21 protein-coding genes are annotated in these 21,101 nt (G+C 70.6%); 17 read left to right on the forward strand and 4 right to left on the reverse strand.

Annotation, left to right across the window (positions count from 1 at the left end; translation table 11 throughout):
- Window positions 1-655 (forward strand): CbiX/SirB N-terminal domain-containing protein (locus V8688_RS16270; protein WP_342801150.1); only part of this gene is annotated, 655 nt, incomplete at its 5' end.
- Between the two features lie 552 nt (window positions 656-1,207).
- Window positions 1,208-1,702, forward strand: coding sequence for a hypothetical protein (locus V8688_RS16275; RefSeq protein WP_218718022.1), 495 nt, complete (start codon window positions 1,208-1,210; stop codon window positions 1,700-1,702).
- Here the strand turns inward: V8688_RS16275 and V8688_RS16280 are convergent.
- Complete coding sequence (locus V8688_RS16280; RefSeq protein ID WP_342801151.1) at window positions 1,686-2,633, reverse strand: helix-turn-helix domain-containing protein; 948 nt, start codon at window positions 2,631-2,633, stop codon at window positions 1,686-1,688. The two genes, V8688_RS16275 and V8688_RS16280, sit on opposite strands and share 17 nt — an antisense overlap.
- A 128-nt stretch (window positions 2,634-2,761) precedes the next feature.
- On the opposite strand from V8688_RS16280, the gene V8688_RS16285 reads away from it, so the two are divergent.
- The 8 genes from V8688_RS16285 (at window position 2,762) to V8688_RS16320 (ending at window position 11,339) form a co-directional block, all read left to right on the forward strand.
- Complete coding sequence (locus V8688_RS16285) at window positions 2,762-3,691, forward strand: NAD-dependent epimerase/dehydratase family protein (RefSeq protein ID WP_342801152.1); 930 nt, start codon at window positions 2,762-2,764, stop codon at window positions 3,689-3,691.
- Between the two features lie 80 nt (window positions 3,692-3,771).
- Entirely contained in the window at window positions 3,772-4,737 is a 966-nt protein-coding gene (locus V8688_RS16290; protein ID WP_218718019.1) for an alpha/beta hydrolase family protein, read from the forward strand.
- 32 nt (window positions 4,738-4,769) lie between these two features.
- A complete protein-coding gene (locus tag V8688_RS16295) occupies window positions 4,770-5,105 on the forward strand; it encodes a TfoX/Sxy family protein (protein WP_218718018.1) in 336 nt (111 codons plus the stop codon).
- 93 nt (window positions 5,106-5,198) lie between these two features.
- A complete protein-coding gene (locus tag V8688_RS16300) occupies window positions 5,199-5,648 on the forward strand; it encodes a VOC family protein (protein WP_316575861.1) in 450 nt (149 codons plus the stop codon).
- 205 nt (window positions 5,649-5,853) lie between these two features.
- Window positions 5,854-6,090 carry a hypothetical protein gene (locus V8688_RS16305; RefSeq protein ID WP_342801153.1) on the forward strand — a complete coding sequence of 79 codons (237 nt, stop codon included), beginning with the start codon at window positions 5,854-5,856 and terminating at the stop codon, window positions 6,088-6,090.
- Window positions 6,091-6,423: 333 nt separating this feature from the next.
- Entirely contained in the window at window positions 6,424-6,645 is a 222-nt protein-coding gene (locus tag V8688_RS16310; RefSeq protein WP_218718015.1) for a hypothetical protein, read from the forward strand.
- Between the two features lie 173 nt (window positions 6,646-6,818).
- A complete protein-coding gene (locus V8688_RS16315; RefSeq protein ID WP_218718014.1) occupies window positions 6,819-9,419 on the forward strand; it encodes a LuxR C-terminal-related transcriptional regulator in 2,601 nt (866 codons plus the stop codon).
- A 96-nt stretch (window positions 9,420-9,515) separates the two neighbouring features.
- Window positions 9,516-11,339, forward strand: coding sequence for an alkyl sulfatase dimerization domain-containing protein (locus tag V8688_RS16320; protein WP_316575859.1), 1,824 nt, complete (start codon window positions 9,516-9,518; stop codon window positions 11,337-11,339).
- A gap of 67 nt (window positions 11,340-11,406) precedes the next feature.
- On the opposite strand, the gene V8688_RS16325 is transcribed toward V8688_RS16320, so the two are convergent.
- Together V8688_RS16325 and V8688_RS16330 are read right to left on the reverse strand one after the other, a co-directional pair.
- Window positions 11,407-11,745, reverse strand: a complete 339-nt coding sequence (locus V8688_RS16325) for an SHOCT domain-containing protein (RefSeq protein WP_316575858.1) — start codon at window positions 11,743-11,745, stop codon at window positions 11,407-11,409.
- A gap of 12 nt (window positions 11,746-11,757) precedes the next feature.
- Window positions 11,758-12,189, reverse strand: coding sequence for a DUF6325 family protein (locus tag V8688_RS16330; RefSeq protein WP_218718011.1), 432 nt, complete (start codon window positions 12,187-12,189; stop codon window positions 11,758-11,760).
- Window positions 12,190-12,275: 86 nt separating this feature from the next.
- On the opposite strand from V8688_RS16330, the gene V8688_RS16335 reads away from it, so the two are divergent.
- The gene (locus V8688_RS16335; RefSeq protein ID WP_218718010.1) at window positions 12,276-12,899 is read left to right on the forward strand and encodes a TMEM198/TM7SF3 family protein; all 624 of its coding nucleotides are present in this window, start codon (window positions 12,276-12,278) and stop codon (window positions 12,897-12,899) included.
- Window positions 12,900-12,902: 3 nt separating this feature from the next.
- Here V8688_RS16335 and V8688_RS16340 read toward each other — a convergent pair whose 3' ends face one another.
- On the reverse strand, window positions 12,903-13,526 hold the full coding sequence (locus V8688_RS16340; RefSeq protein WP_218718009.1) for a TetR/AcrR family transcriptional regulator: 624 nt from the start codon (window positions 13,524-13,526) through the stop codon (window positions 12,903-12,905).
- Window positions 13,527-13,642: 116 nt separating this feature from the next.
- Between V8688_RS16340 and V8688_RS16345 the strand changes: the two genes are divergently transcribed.
- From V8688_RS16345 to V8688_RS16370, 6 genes are all read left to right on the forward strand, one after another.
- Window positions 13,643-15,016 carry an NAD(P)-binding domain-containing protein gene (locus tag V8688_RS16345; RefSeq protein ID WP_218718008.1) on the forward strand — a complete coding sequence of 458 codons (1,374 nt, stop codon included), beginning with the start codon at window positions 13,643-13,645 and terminating at the stop codon, window positions 15,014-15,016.
- The gene (locus tag V8688_RS16350; protein WP_218718007.1) at window positions 15,013-16,158 is read left to right on the forward strand and encodes a serine hydrolase domain-containing protein; all 1,146 of its coding nucleotides are present in this window, start codon (window positions 15,013-15,015) and stop codon (window positions 16,156-16,158) included. Before V8688_RS16345 ends, V8688_RS16350 begins: the two co-directional genes overlap by 4 nt.
- Window positions 16,159-16,160: 2 nt before the next feature.
- Entirely contained in the window at window positions 16,161-17,201 is a 1,041-nt protein-coding gene (locus V8688_RS16355; protein WP_218718043.1) for an NAD(P)-dependent alcohol dehydrogenase, read from the forward strand.
- Window positions 17,202-17,215: 14 nt separating this feature from the next.
- Window positions 17,216-18,868, forward strand: coding sequence for a class I adenylate-forming enzyme family protein (locus tag V8688_RS16360; RefSeq protein ID WP_218718006.1), 1,653 nt, complete (start codon window positions 17,216-17,218; stop codon window positions 18,866-18,868).
- A 12-nt stretch (window positions 18,869-18,880) separates the two neighbouring features.
- Window positions 18,881-20,620 (forward strand): amidohydrolase family protein, encoded by a 1,740-nt coding sequence (locus V8688_RS16365; RefSeq protein ID WP_342801154.1) that lies wholly within the window; start codon window positions 18,881-18,883, stop codon window positions 20,618-20,620.
- Between the two features lie 125 nt (window positions 20,621-20,745).
- Window positions 20,746-21,093 (forward strand): hypothetical protein, encoded by a 348-nt coding sequence (locus tag V8688_RS16370; RefSeq protein WP_218718004.1) that lies wholly within the window; start codon window positions 20,746-20,748, stop codon window positions 21,091-21,093.
- Window positions 21,094-21,101 lie beyond the last annotated feature (8 nt).

Raw genomic sequence — 21,101 nt, forward strand, 5'->3', positions numbered from 1 at the left:
CGCGGTTTCGGGGCGCGGCGCCGCGGGCGCGGACTCCGACGGCGCGGCGCCCAACGCGGCGCTGCGGACCGCCTTCGTCGACGTGCTCGGCCCGTCACCGTCGGAGGTCCTGCGCGACCTCGACGGTCCGGCCGTCGTCGTGCCCGCCTTCCTCGCCTCGGGCTACCACGTCTACCAGGACGTGCCGCGCGAAGTCGCCGAGAGCGGACACGCCGAGGTCGCGGTCACCGCGGCCATGGGCCCCGATCCGGCGCTCACCAGGATCATGGCGGTGCGGCTGCGGGCCGCCGGCTGGCGTCCCGGTGACGCGGTGGTCTTCGCCGCCGCGGGATCTTCGGACGCGCGAGCCCGCCAGGACGTCCGCCGGGCGGCGGGCATGCTGGCCGAACAACTCGGCGTGCCGGTGCGGATCGCCTACGTCGCGACCGGGGCGCCGCGGGTGCCCGAGGTCGTCGCCGAACTGCGGGAAGCGGGTGCGGGGCGGGTCTTCGTCGCCTCCTATCTGCTGGCCCACGGCCTGTTCCACCAGCGCCTGCACGACGCGGGCGCCGACGGGGTGGCCGAGCCGATCGGTGTCCATCCCGCGGTGGTCCGCCTGATCGCGGACCGATACCGCACGGCCGCACGGGAACTCGTCCGCGCCCGGGTGCGCTGACCGAGTTGTCCGCGTCCGCGCCGAGGTCCGCCGCCGCTGTGCGCGACGGCCTCGCGCGGGTGCGCGGACCTCGTCGGACGCGCGTCGCCGCTGCCCGGTGAGTACGGGCTCCGGCGGCTAGAGTTGGGCCCGACTTCACAGCGAGGGGGCACCGTGCAGGATTCGTCGGCGGACCACGAGGATCCGCGACCGCACCAGGACGAGCTGACGTCGTATCCCGACGCGATTCCGCAGGCACCGGCCAACCAGAGCGCGGCGGTGCCACCGTCCCCGAGTGGCGTCGGGGGGCCCACGCCGTATCCGCCCCCGGTGGTACCCCCGAGTTCCGGGGCACCGTACCCGCCCCCGCCGAATGCGGCGAGCGCTCCCTCCCCGAATCCGGCTGCGCACCAGCCATATCCACACGCCACGGGTCACCCGGGCGGGCCCTACCCGCAGGCCGGGCCCGGCGCCGGCCCCGCGATCTATCCGTCGGCGGTGCCGGGCGGGCAGTCGCCCTATCCGCCGGCGACCCCCTTTCCAACGGCAGCGCCGGTCGACGCGGGCCCGAAAGTGGTTCCGCAGAATGTGCAGATCGCGTTCTACGTGATGCTGGCCGGCGCGGTGGTCACCCTCCTCAGTGCCGCCTACCTGCTGACCACGATCGACCGGATCCGCTCGGACGCGCTCGACGCCTCGGGCGGGGTCTTCCGCGGCGACGACCTCGACGTCGTCGTGTACGCGGGGCTCGCGGGCGGGATCCTGGTCTCGCTGGTGACGGCGGGGCTGTGGGTGTGGATGGCCTTCGCCTGCCGCGCGGGCAAGAACTGGGCCCGTATCACCGGCACGGTGTTCTTCGGCCTCAATGTGTTGTCCTCGGCTGTCAGCGTGATCAGCGTGTTCGCCACCGGATCCCGGACCGACCTGCAATCGATGGCCTTCACCGTGGTGACCGTGATCATCGGCCTCGCCGCGGTGATCCTGCTCTGGAACCCCCGCTCCGCCGCCTTCTTCGCCCCGGCCCCACCGCCGGGATACCAGCCCTACCCGCCTACCGGGCCCTGGTGAAGTTCGCCCGGTAGGTGCTCGGGGGGACGCCGAGCTGGCGGATCATGTGCTGCCGCAACGATTCCGCCGACCCGATCCCGCTGTGCCTGGCCACCTGCTCGATCGGCAGCGACGTCGATTCCAGCAGCTCCCTGGCCCGGTGCAGGCGCTGGTGCACCAGCCATTTCTGCGGGCTGAGCCCGGTCTCCTCGTGGAAGCGCCGGGTCAGCGTGCGCACACTCGTGGTGGCGTGCTCGGCGAGTTCGCGCAGCGACAGGGGAGTGTCGAGCCGGGTCAGGGCCCAGGCACGGGTGGCCGAGAGCGAGAGGTCGTCGTCGGGCGGCAGCGCGGTGTCGACGAACTGGGCCTGCCCGCCGGGACGCACCGGCGTCACCACGGCGGCCCGAGCCGCCTCGTTGGCGACGGTGGCGCCGTAGTCCTGGCGAATCAGGTGCAGGCACAGGTCGATTCCCGCGGCGGCGCCTGCCGAGGTGGTGACCGGGCCGTCCGCGACGAACAGCGCGTCGGTGCGCACCCGGACGCCCGGATGCGCGTCCGCCAGTTCGTCGGCCAGCGCCCAGTGCGTGGTGGCGGTCCGCCCGTCGAGCAGTCCGGCCTGGGCCAGGACGAAAGCGCCGCTACAGATCGAGGTGACCAGGGTGCCCCGGTCGACGGCGGCGCGCAGCGCGGCCAGGATGGCCGGTTCGGCGTCGGTCCGGGCGCCGGTGCTGGGCACGATCACGGTGTCGGCCGACTCGAGGACGTCGAGCCCGTGCGGGATCACCACGTCGAACCCACCCGAGTTCGCGAGCACCACACCGGGTTCGGCGGTGCACACCAGCACGCGATAGCCGGGCGCGCCGTCGATCGTCACCGATTCCATCAGCGATCCCGGCATGGCCAGATCGAACGACTTCACCGGGGGAACCGCGACGACGGCGACAGTCTTCATGGCCTGATCCTTGGGATAGCTGGCATTCCGGCCACTAGTCTAGCCCGCTCCCGCCCGGCATCGTTGACAGTGCACCCGGCGAACAGCGCCGAATCGCCTGAAATACATTGCTGGAAAAGAGAATTCACATGACCAAGTATGTCGTGATCGGTCGCGGGGCGACCGCGTCCGCCACAGCACTGCGCCTCGCCGAGTCCGGCGACCGCGTGACGATGATCAGCCGCAGCGGCCTCGGTCCCGACCACCCCGGCATCGACCGCGTCGCCCTCGACGCCACCGACACCACCGCGCTGATCGCGCAGGCCACCGGTGCCGAGACCGTGTTCAACCTCGCCATGCCCGCGTATCACACGTGGCCGGAAACCGTTCCGCCCCTGTTCGGTTCGATCAGGTCCGCCGCCGAGGCCACCGGCGCGAACCTGGTGATGATGGGCAATCTCTACGGCTACGGACCCGTCGACGGCATCGTCGACGAGGCGACCCCGCTGGCCGCCACCGGCAGCAAGGGCGAGGTCAGAGCCAGGATGTGGACCGAGGCGCTGGCCGCGCACGAGGCGGGCAGGCTGCGGGTCACCGAGGTGCGGGCAGGCCAGTTCCTCGGCGCGGGCGCGGTCTCGGTCTTCTCCCTGCTGGTGCAGCCCGCGGTGCTCGCGGGCGCACCGGCGAAGGTGCCGCAGGCGCTGGACCTGACGCATTCGTTCACCGCGATCGACGACGCCGCGGCGGCGCTGGTCGCCGTCGCCCGCGACGATCGCGCGTGGGGTCGTGCCTGGCACGCGCCGATGATCACCACCACCGTGCGCACGGTCGCGGGCCGGCTGGCGGCATTGGCCGGTGCGCCCGAGCCCGACCTCGCTGTGCTGGCGGACGCCGAGATCGCCGAACTGGCGCAGGGTGATCCGTTCTGGGGCGAACTCTTCGAGACCGCGCACATGTCGCACCGGGAGTTCGTTGCCGACGATTCCGCACTGCGCACCACCTTCGGCGTCACCGCCTCCGCGCTCGGCGAGGTGCTGCGCGCGGTCCTGCCCGAGGGTGCGACAGCGGGGATGCTCTAGGTTTGCCGACGCCGTGCGCGACGGCGGACACGAGCCCGTCAATGCCGGATATCGGCCGTTCGGTAGGGCATGCTCGGGGTATGCGTCGGCTCCTGTGCGGTGTGCTCGTGCTGCTCGGCTGTGGGTTCGTGATCGCGCCGCGCGCGGTGGCGGAGGCGGGGATCATCGACGTCCGGCCGCTCGGTGGCAGGCAATACGAAGTGGTCGTGTATTCGGCGGCGATGAACCGCCCGATCACGCTGTGGCTGTCGCATCCCGGCGCGGGAGCGCCCGCCCTGTATCTGTTGAACGCGGTCGACGGCGGGGAGAGCGGCGGGCCCTGGATGCGCCGCACCGACGTGGTGGACTTCTTCGCCGACAAGCCGGTCAATGTGGTGGTCCCGATCGGCGGCCGGGCCAGCATGTACACCGACTGGCAGCGCGACGACGCGATCCTGGGCCGCAACAAGTGGACGACCTTCCTCACCGGCGAACTCCCACCGCTGCTCGATCAGCGCTTCGGCATGACCGGCGCCAACGCGGTCGCCGGGCTGTCGATGTCGGCCACCTCGGCGCTGAACCTGGCCATCGCCGCGCCCGGCCTCTACCGCGCGGTCGGCGCGTTCAGCGGGTGCACTCAGACCGCGAACCCCTTGGCGCAGGCGCTGGTTCGCGCCCAGCTGGCGACCTTCGCCGCGGACGCCACCAACATGTGGGGCGGCCCGATCGACCCGGCCTGGATCGGCAACGACCCGGTCGTGCAGGCCGAACGCCTGCGCGGCACCGCGATCTACCTGTCCGCCGGCAACGGCATCCCGGGTCAGCACGAGGCGATCAACGATCCGAGCATCGCGGGCAATCTCGGCGTGCTGGTCGACCGGCTGCTGGTCGGCGGCACGATGGAGGCCGTCGCGGGCAGCTGCACCGGCCCGATGGCGGCCCGGCTGGCCCAGCTCGGTATCCCCGCCGACGTGCGTTTCCGGACCGCGGGCACCCACGCCTGGCCGTATTGGCAGGACGACGTGCACGATTCGTGGCCGATGTTCGCCGCCGCCCTCGGCCTCTGAAAACTGTCGGTGCCCCGGCGCACACTGGGTCCATGGCCTATGACGAGGAACTCGCCGAGCGCATCCGGGAGATCGTCTACCCCGGACCGGATCTGGTCGAGCAACCGATGTTCGGTGGACTCGCGTTCCTGGTCGGCGGCAATATGGCCGTCGCCGCCAGCGGCAAGGGCGGGCTGCTGGTGCGGGTCGACCGGGCCGAGGGGGAGTCGCTCGTCGACGGGCTGTCGGTGTCGCCGATGGTGATGGGCGGGCGGGAGATGGTGGGCTGGCTGCGGGTCGACACCGCCGCCGTCGCCGACGACGCGGTGTTGCGCGAGTGGGTCGAGCGCGGCGTGAACTACGCCAGAACCCTCCCGCGAAAAAAGTAGAGAGAACTTCGATGGATGTGTCGAGACCGCGTGCTCGGCTCCGACCAGTGGGTGACAGCAAGCCTGCGCATCACCCTCCCGAAGGAGCACATCATGTCCGTCAACACCTTCCTCTGGTTCGATACCGACGCCGAAGCGGCCGGTGAGCTCTACGCCGCGACGGTGCCGAATTCGCGCGTCGTCGAGGTCACCCGGCAGGCCGACGGCTCGGCCTTCATCGTCACCCTCGATCTCGACGGTCAGGCCGTCACGCTGATGAACGGCGGACCGGCGCATCCGCACACCGACGCCGCCTCGCTGCAGGTCGTCGTGGACACCCAGGACGAGGTCGACCGGCTGTGGGACACCCTGTCCGAGGGCGGCGAGCCCGGCCCGTGTGGCTGGCTGAAAGACCGGTTCGGGCTGTCCTGGCAGGTCGTGCCTTCGGTGCTGCCGAAGCTGATGAGCGGCGACACCGACCGGGTCATCGCGGTCGGCACCGCGCTGCGGTCGATGTCCAAGCTCGACATCGCCGCTCTGCAACAGGCCTATGACCAGGCCTGAGGCCCGATACGTCGACGGCCGCCGCGGATCGGTAGTCCGCGGCGGCCGTCGAGGCGTGTCGGGTCGGGTCAGCCCGCCGAGCCGGTCAGCAGACCGCCCAGGTCGGCCGAGCCGGTGCCGGTGCCGCCGCCGGGCGTCGTCGGCTTCGTGGTGACCTCGACGGTGNGCCGAGCCGGTCAGCAGACCGCCCAGGTCGGCCGAGCCGGTGCCGGTGCCGCCGCCGGGCGTCGTCGGCTTCGTGGTGACCTCGACGGTGACGGTCTTGGAGCTGATCAGTTCCTGCACGGCCTTGATCTCGTGCGAACCGGGGGTCGTCGGGGTCCAGGTGATGGTGGCCTTGCCGTCGGAGACCGAGACCGGCTCGCCGATCTGGGTGCCGTTGTCGGTGAAGGTCACCTTGAACAGGAACGACGTCGCGGTGACATCGGCGGTGACGGTGTAGGCCGTGCCGACGTAGTGGGTGCTGCCGCTGACGGTGACACCCTGGACGAGTGCCGAGGCCTGCGGCGCCACCAGGACGCCTGCCGCGGCGACCGCGGTGAAAGCTGTGAGTCCGAAGCCGGCCCGCCGAGCCTGGTTGGTCTGCATGGTTGTTCTCCTGTATCGCGCTGTCCCACCGCTGTGGGTGTGGCGACACTATCGACCCGGTCGCCGCGCTGTCCGGGAAACAGAAAAACGACTGTTTAAAATTGTCGCGACCGCTTCGTCACAGGTGACGCCGGAATCATCCCGTGCGGATGAGGCGATCGCGGCGGCTGTCGTCGAGACTGGACACATGCCGACGTCGGATGCGGTTCGCTACCAGTTCGTCATCGAGGGCGAACTCACGGAACGTGCTGTCGCCGCGTTCCCGGAGCTTCGGCGTAGCGCCCATTCGCCGACCGGAACCACCACCCTCTACGGCGAGCTGGCCGACAACACCGCCATGCGCGGCGTGCTCGCCCGCATCGATGTCCTCGGGCTCACCCTGCTCGGAATGTCTCGCCTGCCCGATTGATCGTGAGGTTGCCGAACGATAGCCGGTTGCGGCAAACCCTCACGATGACGTCGATCTCATAACGAGCGCGTCGACGCCGCACCACCGGCGAACGCGCTGGTCGCGTTTGGCCTACCGTCGAACCTGCTGGTGGATCGACCCCGCGGGGAGATGACGAGCTGAGGAGTGTGGTGGTGGCAACCTCGTACCGCGCGTTAGCTGACGACGTCTCGGCGGTCGGTGTCCAGATTCCCGAGCTGTCCTTCGCCTCCGTGCGCTCCGGCGACCTCGCCGCCCGGCTCGACCGCGCGCACGCCGCGGGCGGGCACACGGTGCTGGTGTCCGGCCCGGCGGGCAGCGGCAAGACCGTCGCCCTGGTCGACTGGGTGACCCGGTCACGCAAGGCTCGCGCGGCCACCGTCGGCTGGCTCACCGTCACCGCGCGCCTGGCGGACAGCGGCGAGCTGCTCCCCACGATCGCGCGGCTCCTGCACCGCCCCGCCGACGCCGTCGACACGACCCTGCGCACCCCGGCCGACCAGGCCGCCGACCTGGTCGACGCGCTGGCCGCGCGGGCCGAGCACGCCGTCCTGGTGCTCGACGACGCCCACCTGATCACCGACCCGCTGCAGCTGGCGGGCCTGGAGTACCTGCTCGCGCACCTGCCCGGCACGGTCACCGTGCTGCTGGCGGGCCGGTTCGATCCGCCATTGCGCTGGCACGCGCTGGAGCTGGGGGGCAGGCTGACCCGGATCGGTGTGGGCGAACTGGCGCTCTCGCCCGAGCGGATCGTCCAGCTGTTCGCCCAGCACGGCTGCCGGCTCGACGACGACGAGCTCGCCACGGTGCACTCGCTGACCCGCGGCTGGGCCGCGCTGGTCCGGATCGCCGCGATCTACGTGGCCGCCAACGGCGAGGATCGCGATACCGCGCTCACCACGCTGGCCCGGCCGTCACACGCGGTCGCGGATTTCCTGGTCGCGGAGCTGATGCAGTCGCTGCCCACGTCGACCCTGGATTTCCTGCTGGTCACCGCGATTCCCACCCGGTTCTGCCTGCCGCTGGCGGAGGAGCTGGCCGGTGAGAACGCGGCCCGGATCGTCGACGAACTGCTGCGGGCCAACTTCCCCATGCAGACCGTGGCCGACGCGGGTCAGCTCTGGCACAGCTACCACCCGCTGCTGCGGGCGTATCTGCTGGCCGAGGCCGCGCACTCGCGGGCCGACCGCCTGCCCACCGTGCACCGTCGCGTCGCCGAGTGGTTCGGGGCGGCCGCGCTGCCGGGCCCCGCGCTCGAGCACGTCCTGGCCGAACCGGGCGCGCCCGGCCTGGTGTCGTTCCTGCGGGACTGGGGCCCGCGCATGGTCCTCGACGGCGCGGGCCAGCAGGTGCTCGCCGCCATGGAGTATCTGCCGGATGCGACCGAGGACACCTTCGTGCGGCTGCTACGCGCGGCGGTCGCGGTGGAGGCGGGCGAGATCGCCGCCGCCGAGGTCTATCTCGAGGCCGCGCATCTCGGGTCCGAGCAGGTCTCGCGGCTGGTTCCCGATGCCTGGACGGTCTCACTGGACCGGGCGGTCAGCGCGGGGCTGGCTGTGCTGGTGGGGGATTCGGCCTCGATGAGCTGGCCGCTGCCCGCGGTGACCGGCCAACCCGACCTGGATTGCTACGCCGCGCTGCACTGCGGTACCGCCGAGGTCACCGGCGGCGCGATCGACAGCGGCATCGCCGCGTTGCGGCACGCCATCGTGCACGCGGAGGAAGTAGGGCTCGGCAGCGTCGCGGTGCGGGCCCGGACCGCGGTCGCGGTCGCCGCCGGGTACGCGGGCCGGGTCGGAGACCTGCGAGCCCTGGCCGCCGCCGCGCGCGACTGCGCCGATCGCTACGACCTGGCGCAGGCCCCCGAAGGCGTGTTCGCCCGGCTGATCGAGGCCTACGGTGCGTACCAGCAAGGCGAGGCCGTGCAACTGCCACTGCCCGGTCAGCCCGGTGGGCCGGCGGCGGAGGCGAGCGCCCCGGCGCCCGCCCGGCAGGCCGCCGTGATCACCGGCGTGCTGATGTTCGACGCGGCCCCCGATCGCGCGGCCGCCGCGACCCTGCTCTGTACCCAGACCCACCGCCTGCTCGACGACTCCCCGGCGGCCTTCGGCATCGGCACGCTGGTCACCGATGTGCTGTGGGTGCTGCTGCGTCTACAGGCCAAGACCGACGCCCAGCACCTGGTCGATCACGCGACCCGGGTGTTCGGGTCGACCCCGCAGCTGGCCGTCGCCGAGGCGGCCCTGGCCGTCTACACCCATCGGCCCAGCGCGGCGCTGACCATCCTCGAGCCGCTGCTCGGCGGAGCCCCGCGGCTGACGGCGGGCGCCCTGGTCACCGCCAGGCTGCTGGAGGGCGTCGCCGCCGACCGGCTGGACCGGCCGCGCAAGGCCGAGGACGCGTTCGAGCAGGCACTCGCCCTCGCGTGCGGCGAACGGCTGATCCGCCCGTTCCTCGACGTGCCCGGCGCGGCCGAGACCCTCGACCGCCTGGGCGGGCGGTTCGGACGCTTCGACGCCTTCGTCGACCTGGTCCGTTCGCATCGCGCGCCCGCCACCGACGCGCCGCAGCTCACCGAGACCGAGCTGGCGGTGCTGCGCCAGCTCCCGTCCGGCATGACCGCGATCAATATCGCCGCGAACATGGGCGTCTCGGTGAACACCGTGAAGACCCACCTGCGCGGCATCTACCAGAAGCTCGGCGTCAACGCCCGCGCCGACGCGATCGGCAGCGCCCGCCGCGTCGGCCTGATCTGATACCGCCCGAACTCACCCACAACGGGTGATTTCCCGCCCGTCCCGCGCGGATACGGTCGCGGGACCGCCAGGATTCCGACGAGGCAAGGGTGGACCATGGGCACGTATCCGGACTTCGGGAACACGACCGACTTCGACAACGCCAATCGGGGCTTGATCGACAAGCTCGACCCGCCGGTCATCACCGCGGCGGACGGCCGGGTGGTGTGGGATATCGGCGCCTACGATTTCCTCGACGACCGGTGCCCGCCGACGGCCGACCCGAGCCTGTGGCGCCAGAGCCAGTTGTGCAACATCCAGGGCCTTTTCGAGGTCACCGAGGGCATCTACCAGGTGCGCAACTTCGACCTGTCGAACATGACGATCGTCGAGGGCGACCGGGGCGTGATCGTCATCGACCCGCTCATCTCCGCCGAGACCGCGGCCGCCGCACTCGCGATCTATCGCAAGCATCGCGGTGACCGCCCGGTCACCGGCCTGATCTACACGCATTCGCACGCCGACCACTTCGGCGGCGCGCGCGGCGTCGTGCCCGAAGGGCATCCGAAGGTGCCGATCATCGCCCCGGAGGGCTTCCTCGAGCACGCCGTCAGCGAGAACGTCTACGCGGGCAACGCGATGACCCGGCGCGCGATCTTCATGTACGGCACCGGCCTGGCCAAGGCTCCCGACGGCCAGCTCGGCTGCGGCCTGGGGATGACCACCTCCACCGGCACGGTCACCCTGATCCCGCCGACCGTGGACATCACCCGCACCGGCCAGGAGGAAGTGGTCGACGGCGTCCGCATCCTCTTCCAGCTCACCCCCGGTACCGAGGCACCCGCCGAGATGAACTTCCTGTTCCCGGACCGCCGCGCCCTGTGCATGGCCGAGAACGCCACCCACAACATGCACAACGTGCTCACCCTGCGCGGCGCACTCGTCCGCGACTCGCGGATCTGGTCGAGCTATCTGGACGAGGCCATCGCCCTTTTCGCCGACCGGGCCGATGTCGCCTTCGCCTCCCACCACTGGCCGACCTGGGGCGCCGACAATTGGACCGCATGGCTGGCCGGTCAGCGCGACATGTACGCCTACCTGCACGATCAGACCCTGCGCCTGCTCAACCAGGGTCTCAACGGCCCGGAGATCGCGGAGGTCCTCACCTTCCCGCCCGGCTTGGACGGCATCTGGGCCAACCGCGGCTACTACGGCTCGCTCAGCCACAACGTGAAAGCGATCTACCAGCGCTATCTCGGCTGGTTCGACGGCAATCCGGCGCATCTGTGGGAGCACACCGAGGTGGAGCAGGCCAAGCGCTACGTCGCCGACTACGGCGGTGTCGAGGCGGTCGTGGCCAAGGGGCGGGCGTACGCGGCCGAGGGCGACCACCGGTTCGCGGCGACGCTGCTCAATCACGCCGTCTTCGCCGACCCGGGCAACACGGCGGCCAAGGAAGCGCTGGCCGAGGTCTATCAGACCCTCGGCTACGGCAGCGAGAACGGGACCTGGCGCAACTTCTTCCTGGTCGGCGCGACCGAGCTGCGCAACGGCCCGACCCCGGTCACCCTCGACACCGCCGATCCGCAGATGCTGGCGGCGCTGACGATCGACATGATCATCGACTCGATCGCGATCCGGGTCGACGGCCTGCGCGCCGCCGAATCGGACTTCGTGCTGGACCTGAACCTGACCGACAGCGGCACGGTCACCCGGCTGACCATGTCCAACGGCGCGCTCACCCACCGGACCGCCTCCGAGTACGCGCCCTTGCGCGGTCCCGCCGACCTCACCCTGACGCTGACCAAGGCGCAACTGCTGGCCGGGCTCGGTGGCCAGGGCTTCGCAGGCGTCACGGTCGACGGCGACCAGTCGGTCCTGAAAGCCCTGGTCGGCGTGATCGAGACCCCCGACCCGCGGTTCCCGATCGTCACACCCTGAGACCCAGCTCGGGGTTCATGAACAGCGCCCCGGCCGCCCAGGGCCGGGGGCGCTGTCGCGCGGGGTCTCAGCCGAGCAGCTGTGCCTTCGCGGCGGCGAACTCGGCATCGGAGAGCGCACCGGCCGAATGCAGGTCGCTCAGCTCCTTCAACTTCCCGACCAGATCGACCGGTGCGGCGGGTGGTGGCGGCGCGGCGTACACCGGGGGCGGCGCGGCATACGCCGGGGGCGGCGGTGCGGCGGCCGCGGGTGGCGGGGCGGCGGTCTGCTGCTCGGCCGAGCGTTTCCTGGCCGCCCGGTTGTTCACGGCGTTGGAGGTGGCGGTCGCGGTGCCGGCGACGACCGCGGTGCGGGCGATCGTGCCCAGGAGTCCCGGCCGTCCGGCGCGGCCCCTTCGTAGTGGCATGCTGGTTCCTCCTCAGCCGGTCGTCGCCGCGGAGACCGCGGACTCGACGACATCGCGCGGCACCTGAACGTGCAGCGTCACCTCACCCCTGGCGTCGCGTACCGCGGCCGCCAGCCGCGCGGCCCAGGTCTGTTCGAAGACCAGGATCACCGCGGTGCTGCCGGGCGCCATCGAGGTGCGCACGACTTCCACGTCGGCCGCGCTGACCAGGTCGATGTCGGCGGCGGTGAGCCCGGTGAGACCCACCTCGACCAGGTCGTCGTCGATCTCCGATTCGGTGATCGTGCCCGCTTCGTCCATCGTCAGCACGATCAGATCGAGCAGCGTCACCAGGCCGTTTCCGACCACCTCGGCGAGCGCGTCGGCGACGGTCGCGTCGACGGCGGTGCCGGGGAAGGTGAGCACGAGGAAATCGACCGGGCCCAGCGCAGGTGTTGATCCCATGGCCTGATCGTGCGCCGATCCGGCGGCGTCCACCTCACCCGAATCGGGTGAACCGGGGTGGCGCCCGGAGTTCTAGCGTGGACGCTATGAATGGCATCGTCGTCGTGATCGTCGGAGCGCTGCTGTGCTTCTACGGGATCCGCTCGGTCCACCTGGGCATCCTGGCGATCGGCTTCGGCCTCGGCTGGATGATCGCCGACCTGTTCAACGCCTCGCTGGCGTGGCTGGTGCTGGTCGGCTTGATCGGCGCGGTGTCGTCGTGGGTGGTGACCTCGCTGGTGTTCCGCTTCGCGTCGTATTTCATCGGCGGCCTGACCGGCGCGATGATCGGCACCAAGTTGGCGACGGTCCTGCAGCCGGGCGACAAGAACGTCGCGCTGAGCATGATCGTCGCGCTGGCCATGTGCGTGGCAGGCGCGTTCCTGGCCGAGAAGTTCCGCGCCCGCGCGCTGCTGTGGCTGACCTCGATCGGCGGCGCCAGCATGGTGGTCAGCGGCCTGGGCCGGATGAGCGATTCGCTGGCGTTCCTGCGCGATCCCGAGCCCGGCTGGCAGCAGGTGACCTCCGTGCTGGCCTGGATCGGGCTGGCGCTGCTCGGCTGGATCACCCAGCGGCACCTGTTCGCCGAGAAGCTCGGGATCCAGCACCTGGCCGGCGGCGACGACGAGATCGATCAGAGCAAACGCAACGGTGGCTGGCCCACCCGCTAGCGCCTACTCGGCCGGCGCCTGCAGCGCGGGGAACCAGACGTCGGTGAGCACGGTGGCGGCCTTCTCGGCCGTGACGTCGATGACGCCCTGCATGGCCCACCGGGTGAAGAACCGCTCCAGCTGGGCGACGAGCAGTTCGATCCGCAGCCTGGCCTCGTCGCGGCGCTGTTCGGGCCAGCGGGCGAGGTAGGCGGGCATGCTGTCGGCCAGCGTCATGATCCCCTCGCGGGCGACCGCGCGGAACTCCGGTTCGAGCGCGGTGGCCTCGTCCCAGGCCGGGAGCATGTCCTTGTTGGTGAGGAACCAGTAGATCGCGCGGGTCATCCACTCCTCGAACGCCGCCCTGGAGCCGGTGGTGAGCACCCGGTCCAGGTCGGCGTAGAACTCCCGGACGCTGGTCAGCGTGCCCTCGTTGGCGATCGCCCGCAGCACCTCGCTCTTGCTCGTGAAGTGCAGGTAGAACGTGGCCCGGCTACAGCCGACGGCGGCGACGATGTCGTCGACCCGGACCGCGGAGTAACCCTCGGTCTCGAACAGTGAGCGCGCGGTTTCCACGATCTTGTTCCTGGTGAGGCGCTTCTGTTCCTCGCGCAGGGAGCCGCGGCGCGCAGCGGGTTCGGTCGGCATGCGGCTCATCTTAGACGATCCGCCCATTCACTAGACACCATGTCTAGCGAGCCGCTACGCTGTGGTTCACGTCACTCGGCGCGGTCATCGGTGACCGCGCTGTTCAGGAGTTGTGCATGAATACACGCGAATTGCCCCGGGTCTGCGTCATCGGCGCCGGACCCTCGGGGATCACCGTCGCCAAAAGGCTGGCCGAGAACGGAATTCCGTTCGACTGCTACGAGGCGTCCGACGAAGTCGGCGGCAACTGGTACTACAAGAACCCCAACGGGATGTCGGCCTGCTATCAGAGTCTGCACATCGACACCTCGAAGTACCGCCTGCAGTTCGAGGACTTCCCGGCGCCCGAGGAATGGCCGCACTTCCCGCACCATTCCCAGCTGCTGCAGTACTTCAAGGACTACGTCGACCATTTCGAGCTGCGCGACCACATCCGGTTCAACACCCTGGTCACCGCCGCCGAGCGCGACGACGCCGGGCTCTGGCGGGTGACCACCGCGGCGGGCGACACCGAGGTCTACGACGCGCTGATCGTGTGCAACGGCCACCACTGGAATCCCCGATTCCCCGACTATCCGGGCGAATTCGACGGCGTGCTGATGCACAGCCACGCCTACAACGACCCGTTCGATCCGGTCGACATGCGCGGCAAGCGGGTCGTGGTGGTGGGGATGGGCAATTCCGGGCTCGATATCGCCTCGGAACTGTCCCAGCGATTCATCGCGGAGAAGCTGTTCGTCTCGGCTCGCCGCGGTGTCTGGGTACTGCCCAAATACGTGAACGGCGAAGTCGGCGACCGGCGTTCGATGCCGTCCTGGATTCCGGCGAAGGTGGCGCTGAAACTCAAGCAGCGATTCGTCCGCAAGAATCGCGGCGACATGCGCAACTACGGCCTGCCGGCACCCGACCACGAGCCGTTCGAGGCGCACCCGTCGGCGAGCGAGGAATTCCTGCACCGGGCCGGCTGCGGCGACGTGGAATGCAAGCCCGCGATCACCCGCTTGGACGGCGACACCGTACATTTCGCCGACGGCAGCAGCGAACAGATCGACGTGATCGTGTGCGCCACCGGCTATCACATCAGTTTCCCGTTCCTCACCGACGCCGCGCTGGTCCCCGACGCCGCCAACCGGTTCCCGTTGTTCCAGATGATGCACAAGCCCGGCGTGGACAATCTGTTCTATCTCGGCCTGGCCCAGCCGATGCCGACGCTGGTGAACTTCGCCGAGCAGCAGAGCAAGCTGGTCGCCGCGTACCTGACCGGCCGCTACCACCTGCCGCCGCGCGCGGAGATCGATACGGTGTTGCGCGAGCAGGAATCCCGGCGCACCGGTCGCTACTACGACTCGCCCCGGCACACCATCCAGATCGAATTCGAGCCGTATGTGCGCGCGATGACCAAGGAGATGGCGCGCGGTGCGAAACGCGCCGCCGCGGCGGGCAATACGCTGCCGGTGCCCGCGCGCGCGACCACCGGGGTCCTCCGATGAGCGCCGCCGGCTTCTGTCGCGACGAATTCGCCGGTGTGCGCGCCGCTTTCGACGAGGAGCTCGACGCGGGCTCCGAAGTCGGCGCGGCACTGTGTGTCACCGTGGACGGTGATCCGGTCCTGGATCTCTGGGGCGGCTACCGCGATCCGGACAGGACCATGCCGTGGGGTGCCGACACCTTGGTCAACGTCTTCTCGGTGACCAAGACGATGACCGCCCTGTGCGCGCTGCTGCTGGTCGACCGCGGCGAGCTCGACCTCGACGCGCGGGTGGCCGCCTACTGGCCGGAGTTCGCGGCCAATGGCAAGGACGCCATCCTGGTCCGGCACCTGCTCTCGCACACCTCGGGTGTGTCCGGCTGGGAGAAGCCGATCGAGCTGTCCGACATCTACGACACCGAGGCCGCCGCCGCCCGGCTGGCGACCCAGGCGCCCTGGTGGGAGCCCGGCACCGCGTCGGGCTATCACGCCATCAACTACGGCCATCTCATCGGTGAGCTGGTGCGCCGCATCACCGGTCGCTCGCTGGGTCGCTTCTTCGCCGAGGAACTGGCGGGCCCGCTGGGCGCCGACTTCCACATCGGCACCGGCCCCGAGCACGCCGACCGGATCGCCACCCTGATCCCGCCGGAGCTGCCCGAGTTCGACCTGTCGACCCTCGACCAGGACAGCGTGCTGATCAAGACGCTCACCAGTCCCTGGCTCGAGATCGGCGAGACGGCGACGCCGCAGTGGCGGGCGGCCGAGATCGGCGGCACCAACGGACACGGCAACGCGCGCTCGGTGGCCCGGATCCAGTCGCTGCTCACCACCGCGGGTGAGCTCAGCGGCAGGCGGTTCCTCTCGCCCGCCACCATCGATCTGATCTTCCGCGAGCAGGCCGACGGCATCGACCTGGCGCTGCTGACTCCGCTGCGTTTCGGCATCGGGTACGGGCTGCCCCGGCCGCAGACCTTCCCGCACATTCCCGACGGCCGGGTGTGCTGGTGGGCGGGCTACGGCGGCTCGATGGTCGTCAACGACCTGGATCGCCGGATCACCTTCGCCTACACCATGAATCGGATGGCGACCGGCCTGATCGGCTCCGATCGCTGCGACCGGTACCTGAAGGCCACCTTCGACGCGGTGGGGGAGCTGCGATGACGATGCGCGCCATGCAGCTGACCGCGCCCGGCACCCTGGAGCTGCGGACGGTGCCGGTGCCCGATCTCGGACCCGACGATCTGCTCCTGCGGGTCGGTGCGGCCGGGATCTGCCACTCGGATTCGTTCGTGCTGAGCCTGCCGTTCCCGATGAGCGAGCAGCCGCTCACCCTCGGTCACGAGATCGCGGGCACCATCGAGGCGGTCGGGTCGCGGGTGGCGGGCCGCCGGGTCGGCGAGCGCGGGCTCGTCTACCTGTGCTGGTCCTGTGGCGAGTGCCGGGAGTGCCTGCACGGCAACGAGAACGTCTGTCTGGCGGCGGGGCGTACGGCCATGCCGCCGTGCCCCGGCCTCGGCCCCGACGGCGGCATGGCCGAGTACGTGCGGATCCCGGTGCGCTCGTTCGTCCCGATCGGCGACATGGATTTCGCGCAGGCTGCCCCGCTGGCCGACGCGGCGCTCACCCCGATGCACGCCATCCGCGGCGCGCTGGATCAGCTGTGGCCGGGCGCGACCGCGGTCGCGATCGGCATCGGCGGCCTCGGCCACGTCGCCGTCCAGCTGCTGAAGGCGCTCACCGAGACCAGGGTGATCGCGGTCGACGTCGATCCCGACAAGCTGGCCCTGGCCACCGCCTGCGGCGCCGACATCGCGCTGACCGCCGGAGACGACACCGCGGCCACCATTCTCGAGCTCACCGGCGGACGCGGCGCCGAGGCGGTGTTCGACTTCGTCGGCGCCGACGCCACGGCCGAGCTGGCCGTGCGAACCGTCGCGCCCAACGGCGCCTACCGGATGGTGGGTCTGGCCGGTGGCATCCCCGGCATCGACTCCGGTCCGGCCGGTGGCCCCGGCCTGCCCTGGGGTGCCACGGTGCGTAAGTCCTACGGCGGCACCAGAAGCGACCTCGTCGACGTCATCGCGCTGGCCGCCGCGGGCAAGGTCCGCGCCGAGGTCGAACGCTTCGACCTCGCCGATGCCCGCACCGCCTTCGACCGGCTCGACGCGGGTGCGATCCGCGGACGCGCCGTCCTCATTCCCTGATGGAGAACAAGACCATGACCGATGTAGTGGACCCACAGGAATTCGTGGCCAAGGTCGCCGCGGGCCTGACCGCGCCCGGCGCGCCCTTCGAACTGACCGTCGAACCGGTGCTCGGCGTGCCGATTCCGGTGCTGGCGCACCGCCGCCGCAGCCTGCGCGAACTGCTCGAACACTCGCTGGGCTGGGGGGAGCGTGACTACCTGATCACCGAGGACCGGCGGCTGTCCTTCACCGAGCACGCCGCGGCGGCCGGCGCGCTGGCCACCGCGCTGGCGACCCGCTACGGCGTCGGCAAGGGCGACCGGGTCGGCATCCTGGCCGCCAACGGCCCGGATTGGGTGATCGCCTTCTGGGCCGCGCAGTGCCTGGGCGCCATCCCGGTCGGCTACAACGCCTGGTGGGCGCCGCCGGAGATCGCCTACGGGCTCGAGCACACCGCGCCCACCGTGGTGATCGCCGACGCGAAGCGGGCCGCGCTGCTGGCCGAGACCGGCACCGACATCCCGGTCCTCACCATGGACGACGACCTGCCCGCCCTGATCACCGAGTTCGGCGGCGGCGAGATCCCGAATACGCCGGTGGGCGAAGACGATCCGGCCGTGATCCTCTACACCAGCGGCACCAGCGGCAGGCCCAAGGGCGTGGTGCACTCGCAGCGGAACATGGTGGCGATCAGCGACTATCACCGCTTCACCGACGCGATGCTCGCCGCGTTCGCCGGTCAGCCGCCCAGCGACGCGCCGAGCGATCGCCGCTACCTGGTCACCGCGCCGCTGTTCCACATCGCCAGCCTGCACAACCTGGTCATTCCCCGGCTGGTGACCGGCGCGGCCGCGGTGTTCCCGCACGGCGCGTTCGAGGTCGGCCGGGTGCTGAACCTGGTCGAGCGCGAGCGGGTCACCAACTGGGCCGCCGTGCCGACCATGGCCTCGCGGCTGCTGGATCACGATGTCTCCCAGCACGATCTGTCCTCGCTGGGCGCGCTGTCGCTCAATTCGGCGCCGTCCTCGCCCGCGCTGCTGGCCAGCCTGCGCGAGAAGATCCCGTCCCTGCAGTTCGCGCTGACCACCAGCTACGGGCTCACCGAGAGCGGCACCGCCGCGACGGTGGCCACGCCGCTGGATCTGGTCGCCGACGACGCCTCGGTCGGCAGGCCGATCTTCGGGGTGGCGGTGGAGATCCGCGACGCCGAGGGCGCGGTCGTGCCCGACGGCGAGGAGGGCGAGATCTGCATCCGCAGCCCGTACGTGATGCTCGGCTACTGGAACGACGAGGCCGCGACCGCCAAGGCCATCGACAGTGCACGCTGGCTGCGCTCGGGCGATTTCGGCACTGTCACCGACGGCAGGCTCACCGTGTCCGGCCGGCGCACCGACCTGATCCTGCGCGGCGGCGAGAACGTCTACCCCACCGAGATCGAGAACGTGCTGTCCGAGCATCCCGCCGTCGCCGAGTGCGCGGTCTTCGGCGTCGCCCATCCCGATCTCGGCCAGGAGGTGGCGGCCGTGGTGGTCGCCGAGCCCGGCGCGGTCGAGCCGGACGAACTGCGCGACTTCGTCGCCGCGCGGCTCGCCTACTTCAAGGTGCCCGCCCGATGGCGGTTCACCACCGAAGCCCTGCCGCGCAACGCGACAGGCAAAGTCACCCGACGCGATCTCGCGCTGTAAGAGGGAACGGTTATGTTCGACAGCATCATCAAGGGCGGCCGCTGGTTCGACGGCACCGGGGCCGCGTCCGCCATCCGCCACCTCGGCATCAAGGACGGCAAGGTCGCCGAGATCTCGGCGACGCCACTCGACGAGACCGGCTGCGCCCGGGTCGTCGACGCCACCGGCAAGTGGGTCGTGCCCGGCATGATCGACATCCACACCCACTACGACGTCGAGGTACTGCTCGATCCGTCGCTGTCGGAATCGGTGCGCCACGGGGTGACCACCGTGCTGCTCGGTTCGTGCTCGCTGTCGACGGTGCACGTCGACGGCGAGATCGCCGGTGACCTGTTCGGCCGGGTCGAGGCGATTCCGCGCCCCCACGTGGTGCGCGCGGTGGAGGAGACCAAGTCCTGGCACAGCGCGGCCGAATACGCCGCCGCCCTCGACACCTTGCCACTGGGACCCAACGTGGCGAGCTTCATCGGGCACTCCGACATCAGGTCCGCGGTGATGGGCTTGGACCGGGCGACCCGCAAGGACGTCGAGCCCAGTGACATCGAACTCGCCGCGATGGCCACCAAGCTGACCGAGGCGCTCGACGCCGGCTTCGTCGGGATGTCCTCGCAGCGGCTGCTGTTCGACAAACTCGACGGCGAAATGTGCCGCTCACGCACGCTGCCCTCCACGTATTCGACCCGGGCCGAACGCAAGACACTCAACACCATCCTGCGGACTCGCGGTCGCGCACTCCAGGGCGGGCCCGACGTCAACCGGGCCGACACGATGATCGCGATGGCGGCGAGCAGCATCGGCCTGTGGCGCAAGCCGCTGAAGGTGAGCCTGCTCTCCGCCGCCGACATCAAGGCGATTCCCGGTGTGGCCAAGGTGTTTCCGCTGCTGGCCCGCGCGATCAACGCGCTGAAGGGCGACTTCCGGTGGCAGCACCTGCCGGTGCCGTTCGAGGTCTACTCCGACGGCATCGACCTGCCGATCTTCGAGGAATTCGGTTCCGGCGCGGCGGCACTACACCTGTCGAACCACATCGACGAGCAGCGCCACCTCATGCAGGACGAGCAGTACCGGCGCCGGTTCCGCAAGGACTACGACCAGAAGTACGGTCCCCGGGTCTGGCACCGCGATTTCTTCGACGCCGACATCGTCGAGTGCCCCGACCCCACCGTCGTCGGCAAGACCTTCGGCCAGGTCGGCCTCGATCGCGGCGGCGTGCACCCGGTCGACGCCTTCCTCGACCTGGTCGTCGAGCACGGATCGAAGCTGCGCTGGCGAACCACCATCTCCAACCACCGGCCCGCGGTGCTCGATGTCCTCGCCGCCGATCCCGGAATCCAGCTCGGCTTCTCCGACGCGGGCGCGCACCTGCGCAACATGGCCTTCTACAACTTCGGCCTGCGCCTGCTGCGGCGGGTCGCCGACGCGGAGCGCGCGGGCGCCCCGTTCATGACGATCGAGCACGCGGTGCACCGGATCACCGGCGAGCTGGCCGACTGGTACGGGCTCGACGCGGGTCATCTGCGGGTCGGCGACCGCGCCGACGCTGTCGTTATCGACCCGGCCCACCTCGACGACAGCCTCGACGCCTACGCGGAGAATCCGATCCCGGAATTCGACAACCTGCCGCGCATGGTCAACCGCAACGACGAGACCGTGACCGCGGTGTTCGTCGGCGGGCTGTACGTGTTCGGCGCGGGTAGCAAGGATCCCGTGCTCGGCACCGAGCGCGTCGGCCGGTTCCTGCGCGCCGGGTAGCCGGCGCGACCGCCCACCGAATCGCCCGTGGGGCGGGCCGGTGGGCTGTCCGCGTTCCTCGATCTGGGACAGTCGAGGCAAGTCCGGGGTTGTCGACCCCGGGACGCTCCAGCGAGAGGATCGCCATGTCGAACGCGAAACGGATCACCTGGGGCAAGCCACGTCGGCCCAGCGACGCAGATCGCGACGCCCTGCGCGAGGACCTGCTGAGCAAGGCCCGCGCCGTACGCTCCGACGGCTGGTCGGCCCACCGCGAGACCTGGCCCGCGGGCCAGGTAGCCGTCGTCGCCTACCTGCTCGGCGACACCGAGGTCCTCACCGGACTCGACGAGACCGACAAGACCGTCCTGAGCCGCTTCGCCGCCGACCTCTTCGGCTTCACCGGCGGCCGCAAGGACAACGAGAAGGGCCTCGTCGACACCCAGGCCTGGTTCGACGCCGTCCGCGCAACTCTGGGCCCCACTTCGTCCTGAGCTGAGAA

It is taken from the genome of Nocardia sp. No.11, assembly GCF_038752175.1.
GTDB lineage: Bacteria > Actinomycetota > Actinomycetes > Mycobacteriales > Mycobacteriaceae > Nocardia > Nocardia canadensis.

Bases quoted from the DNA above. Each gene is read 5' to 3' on its own strand.
- V8688_RS16280 (WP_342801151.1), bottom strand. From the start codon at position 2,633: ATGAAGACTGTCGCCGTCGTCGCGGTTCCCCCGGTGAAGTCGTTCGAT.
- V8688_RS16285 (WP_342801152.1), top strand. From the start codon at position 2,762: ATGACCAAGTATGTCGTGATCGGTCGCGGGGCGACCGCGTCCGCCACA.
- V8688_RS16290 (WP_218718019.1), top strand. From the start codon at position 3,772: ATGCGTCGGCTCCTGTGCGGTGTGCTCGTGCTGCTCGGCTGTGGGTTC.
- V8688_RS16295 (WP_218718018.1), top strand. From the start codon at position 4,770: ATGGCCTATGACGAGGAACTCGCCGAGCGCATCCGGGAGATCGTCTAC.
- V8688_RS16300 (WP_316575861.1), top strand. From the start codon at position 5,199: ATGTCCGTCAACACCTTCCTCTGGTTCGATACCGACGCCGAAGCGGCC.
- V8688_RS16310 (WP_218718015.1), top strand. From the start codon at position 6,424: ATGCCGACGTCGGATGCGGTTCGCTACCAGTTCGTCATCGAGGGCGAA.
- V8688_RS16320 (WP_316575859.1), top strand. From the start codon at position 9,516: ATGGGCACGTATCCGGACTTCGGGAACACGACCGACTTCGACAACGCC.
- V8688_RS16325 (WP_316575858.1), bottom strand. From the start codon at position 11,745: ATGCCACTACGAAGGGGCCGCGCCGGACGGCCGGGACTCCTGGGCACG.
- V8688_RS16330 (WP_218718011.1), bottom strand. From the start codon at position 12,189: ATGGGATCAACACCTGCGCTGGGCCCGGTCGATTTCCTCGTGCTCACC.
- V8688_RS16335 (WP_218718010.1), top strand. From the start codon at position 12,276: ATGAATGGCATCGTCGTCGTGATCGTCGGAGCGCTGCTGTGCTTCTAC.
- V8688_RS16340 (WP_218718009.1), bottom strand. From the start codon at position 13,526: ATGCCGACCGAACCCGCTGCGCGCCGCGGCTCCCTGCGCGAGGAACAG.
- V8688_RS16345 (WP_218718008.1), top strand. From the start codon at position 13,643: ATGAATACACGCGAATTGCCCCGGGTCTGCGTCATCGGCGCCGGACCC.
- V8688_RS16350 (WP_218718007.1), top strand. From the start codon at position 15,013: ATGAGCGCCGCCGGCTTCTGTCGCGACGAATTCGCCGGTGTGCGCGCC.
- V8688_RS16355 (WP_218718043.1), top strand. From the start codon at position 16,161: ATGCGCGCCATGCAGCTGACCGCGCCCGGCACCCTGGAGCTGCGGACG.
- V8688_RS16360 (WP_218718006.1), top strand. From the start codon at position 17,216: ATGACCGATGTAGTGGACCCACAGGAATTCGTGGCCAAGGTCGCCGCG.
- V8688_RS16365 (WP_342801154.1), top strand. From the start codon at position 18,881: ATGTTCGACAGCATCATCAAGGGCGGCCGCTGGTTCGACGGCACCGGG.
- V8688_RS16370 (WP_218718004.1), top strand. From the start codon at position 20,746: ATGTCGAACGCGAAACGGATCACCTGGGGCAAGCCACGTCGGCCCAGC.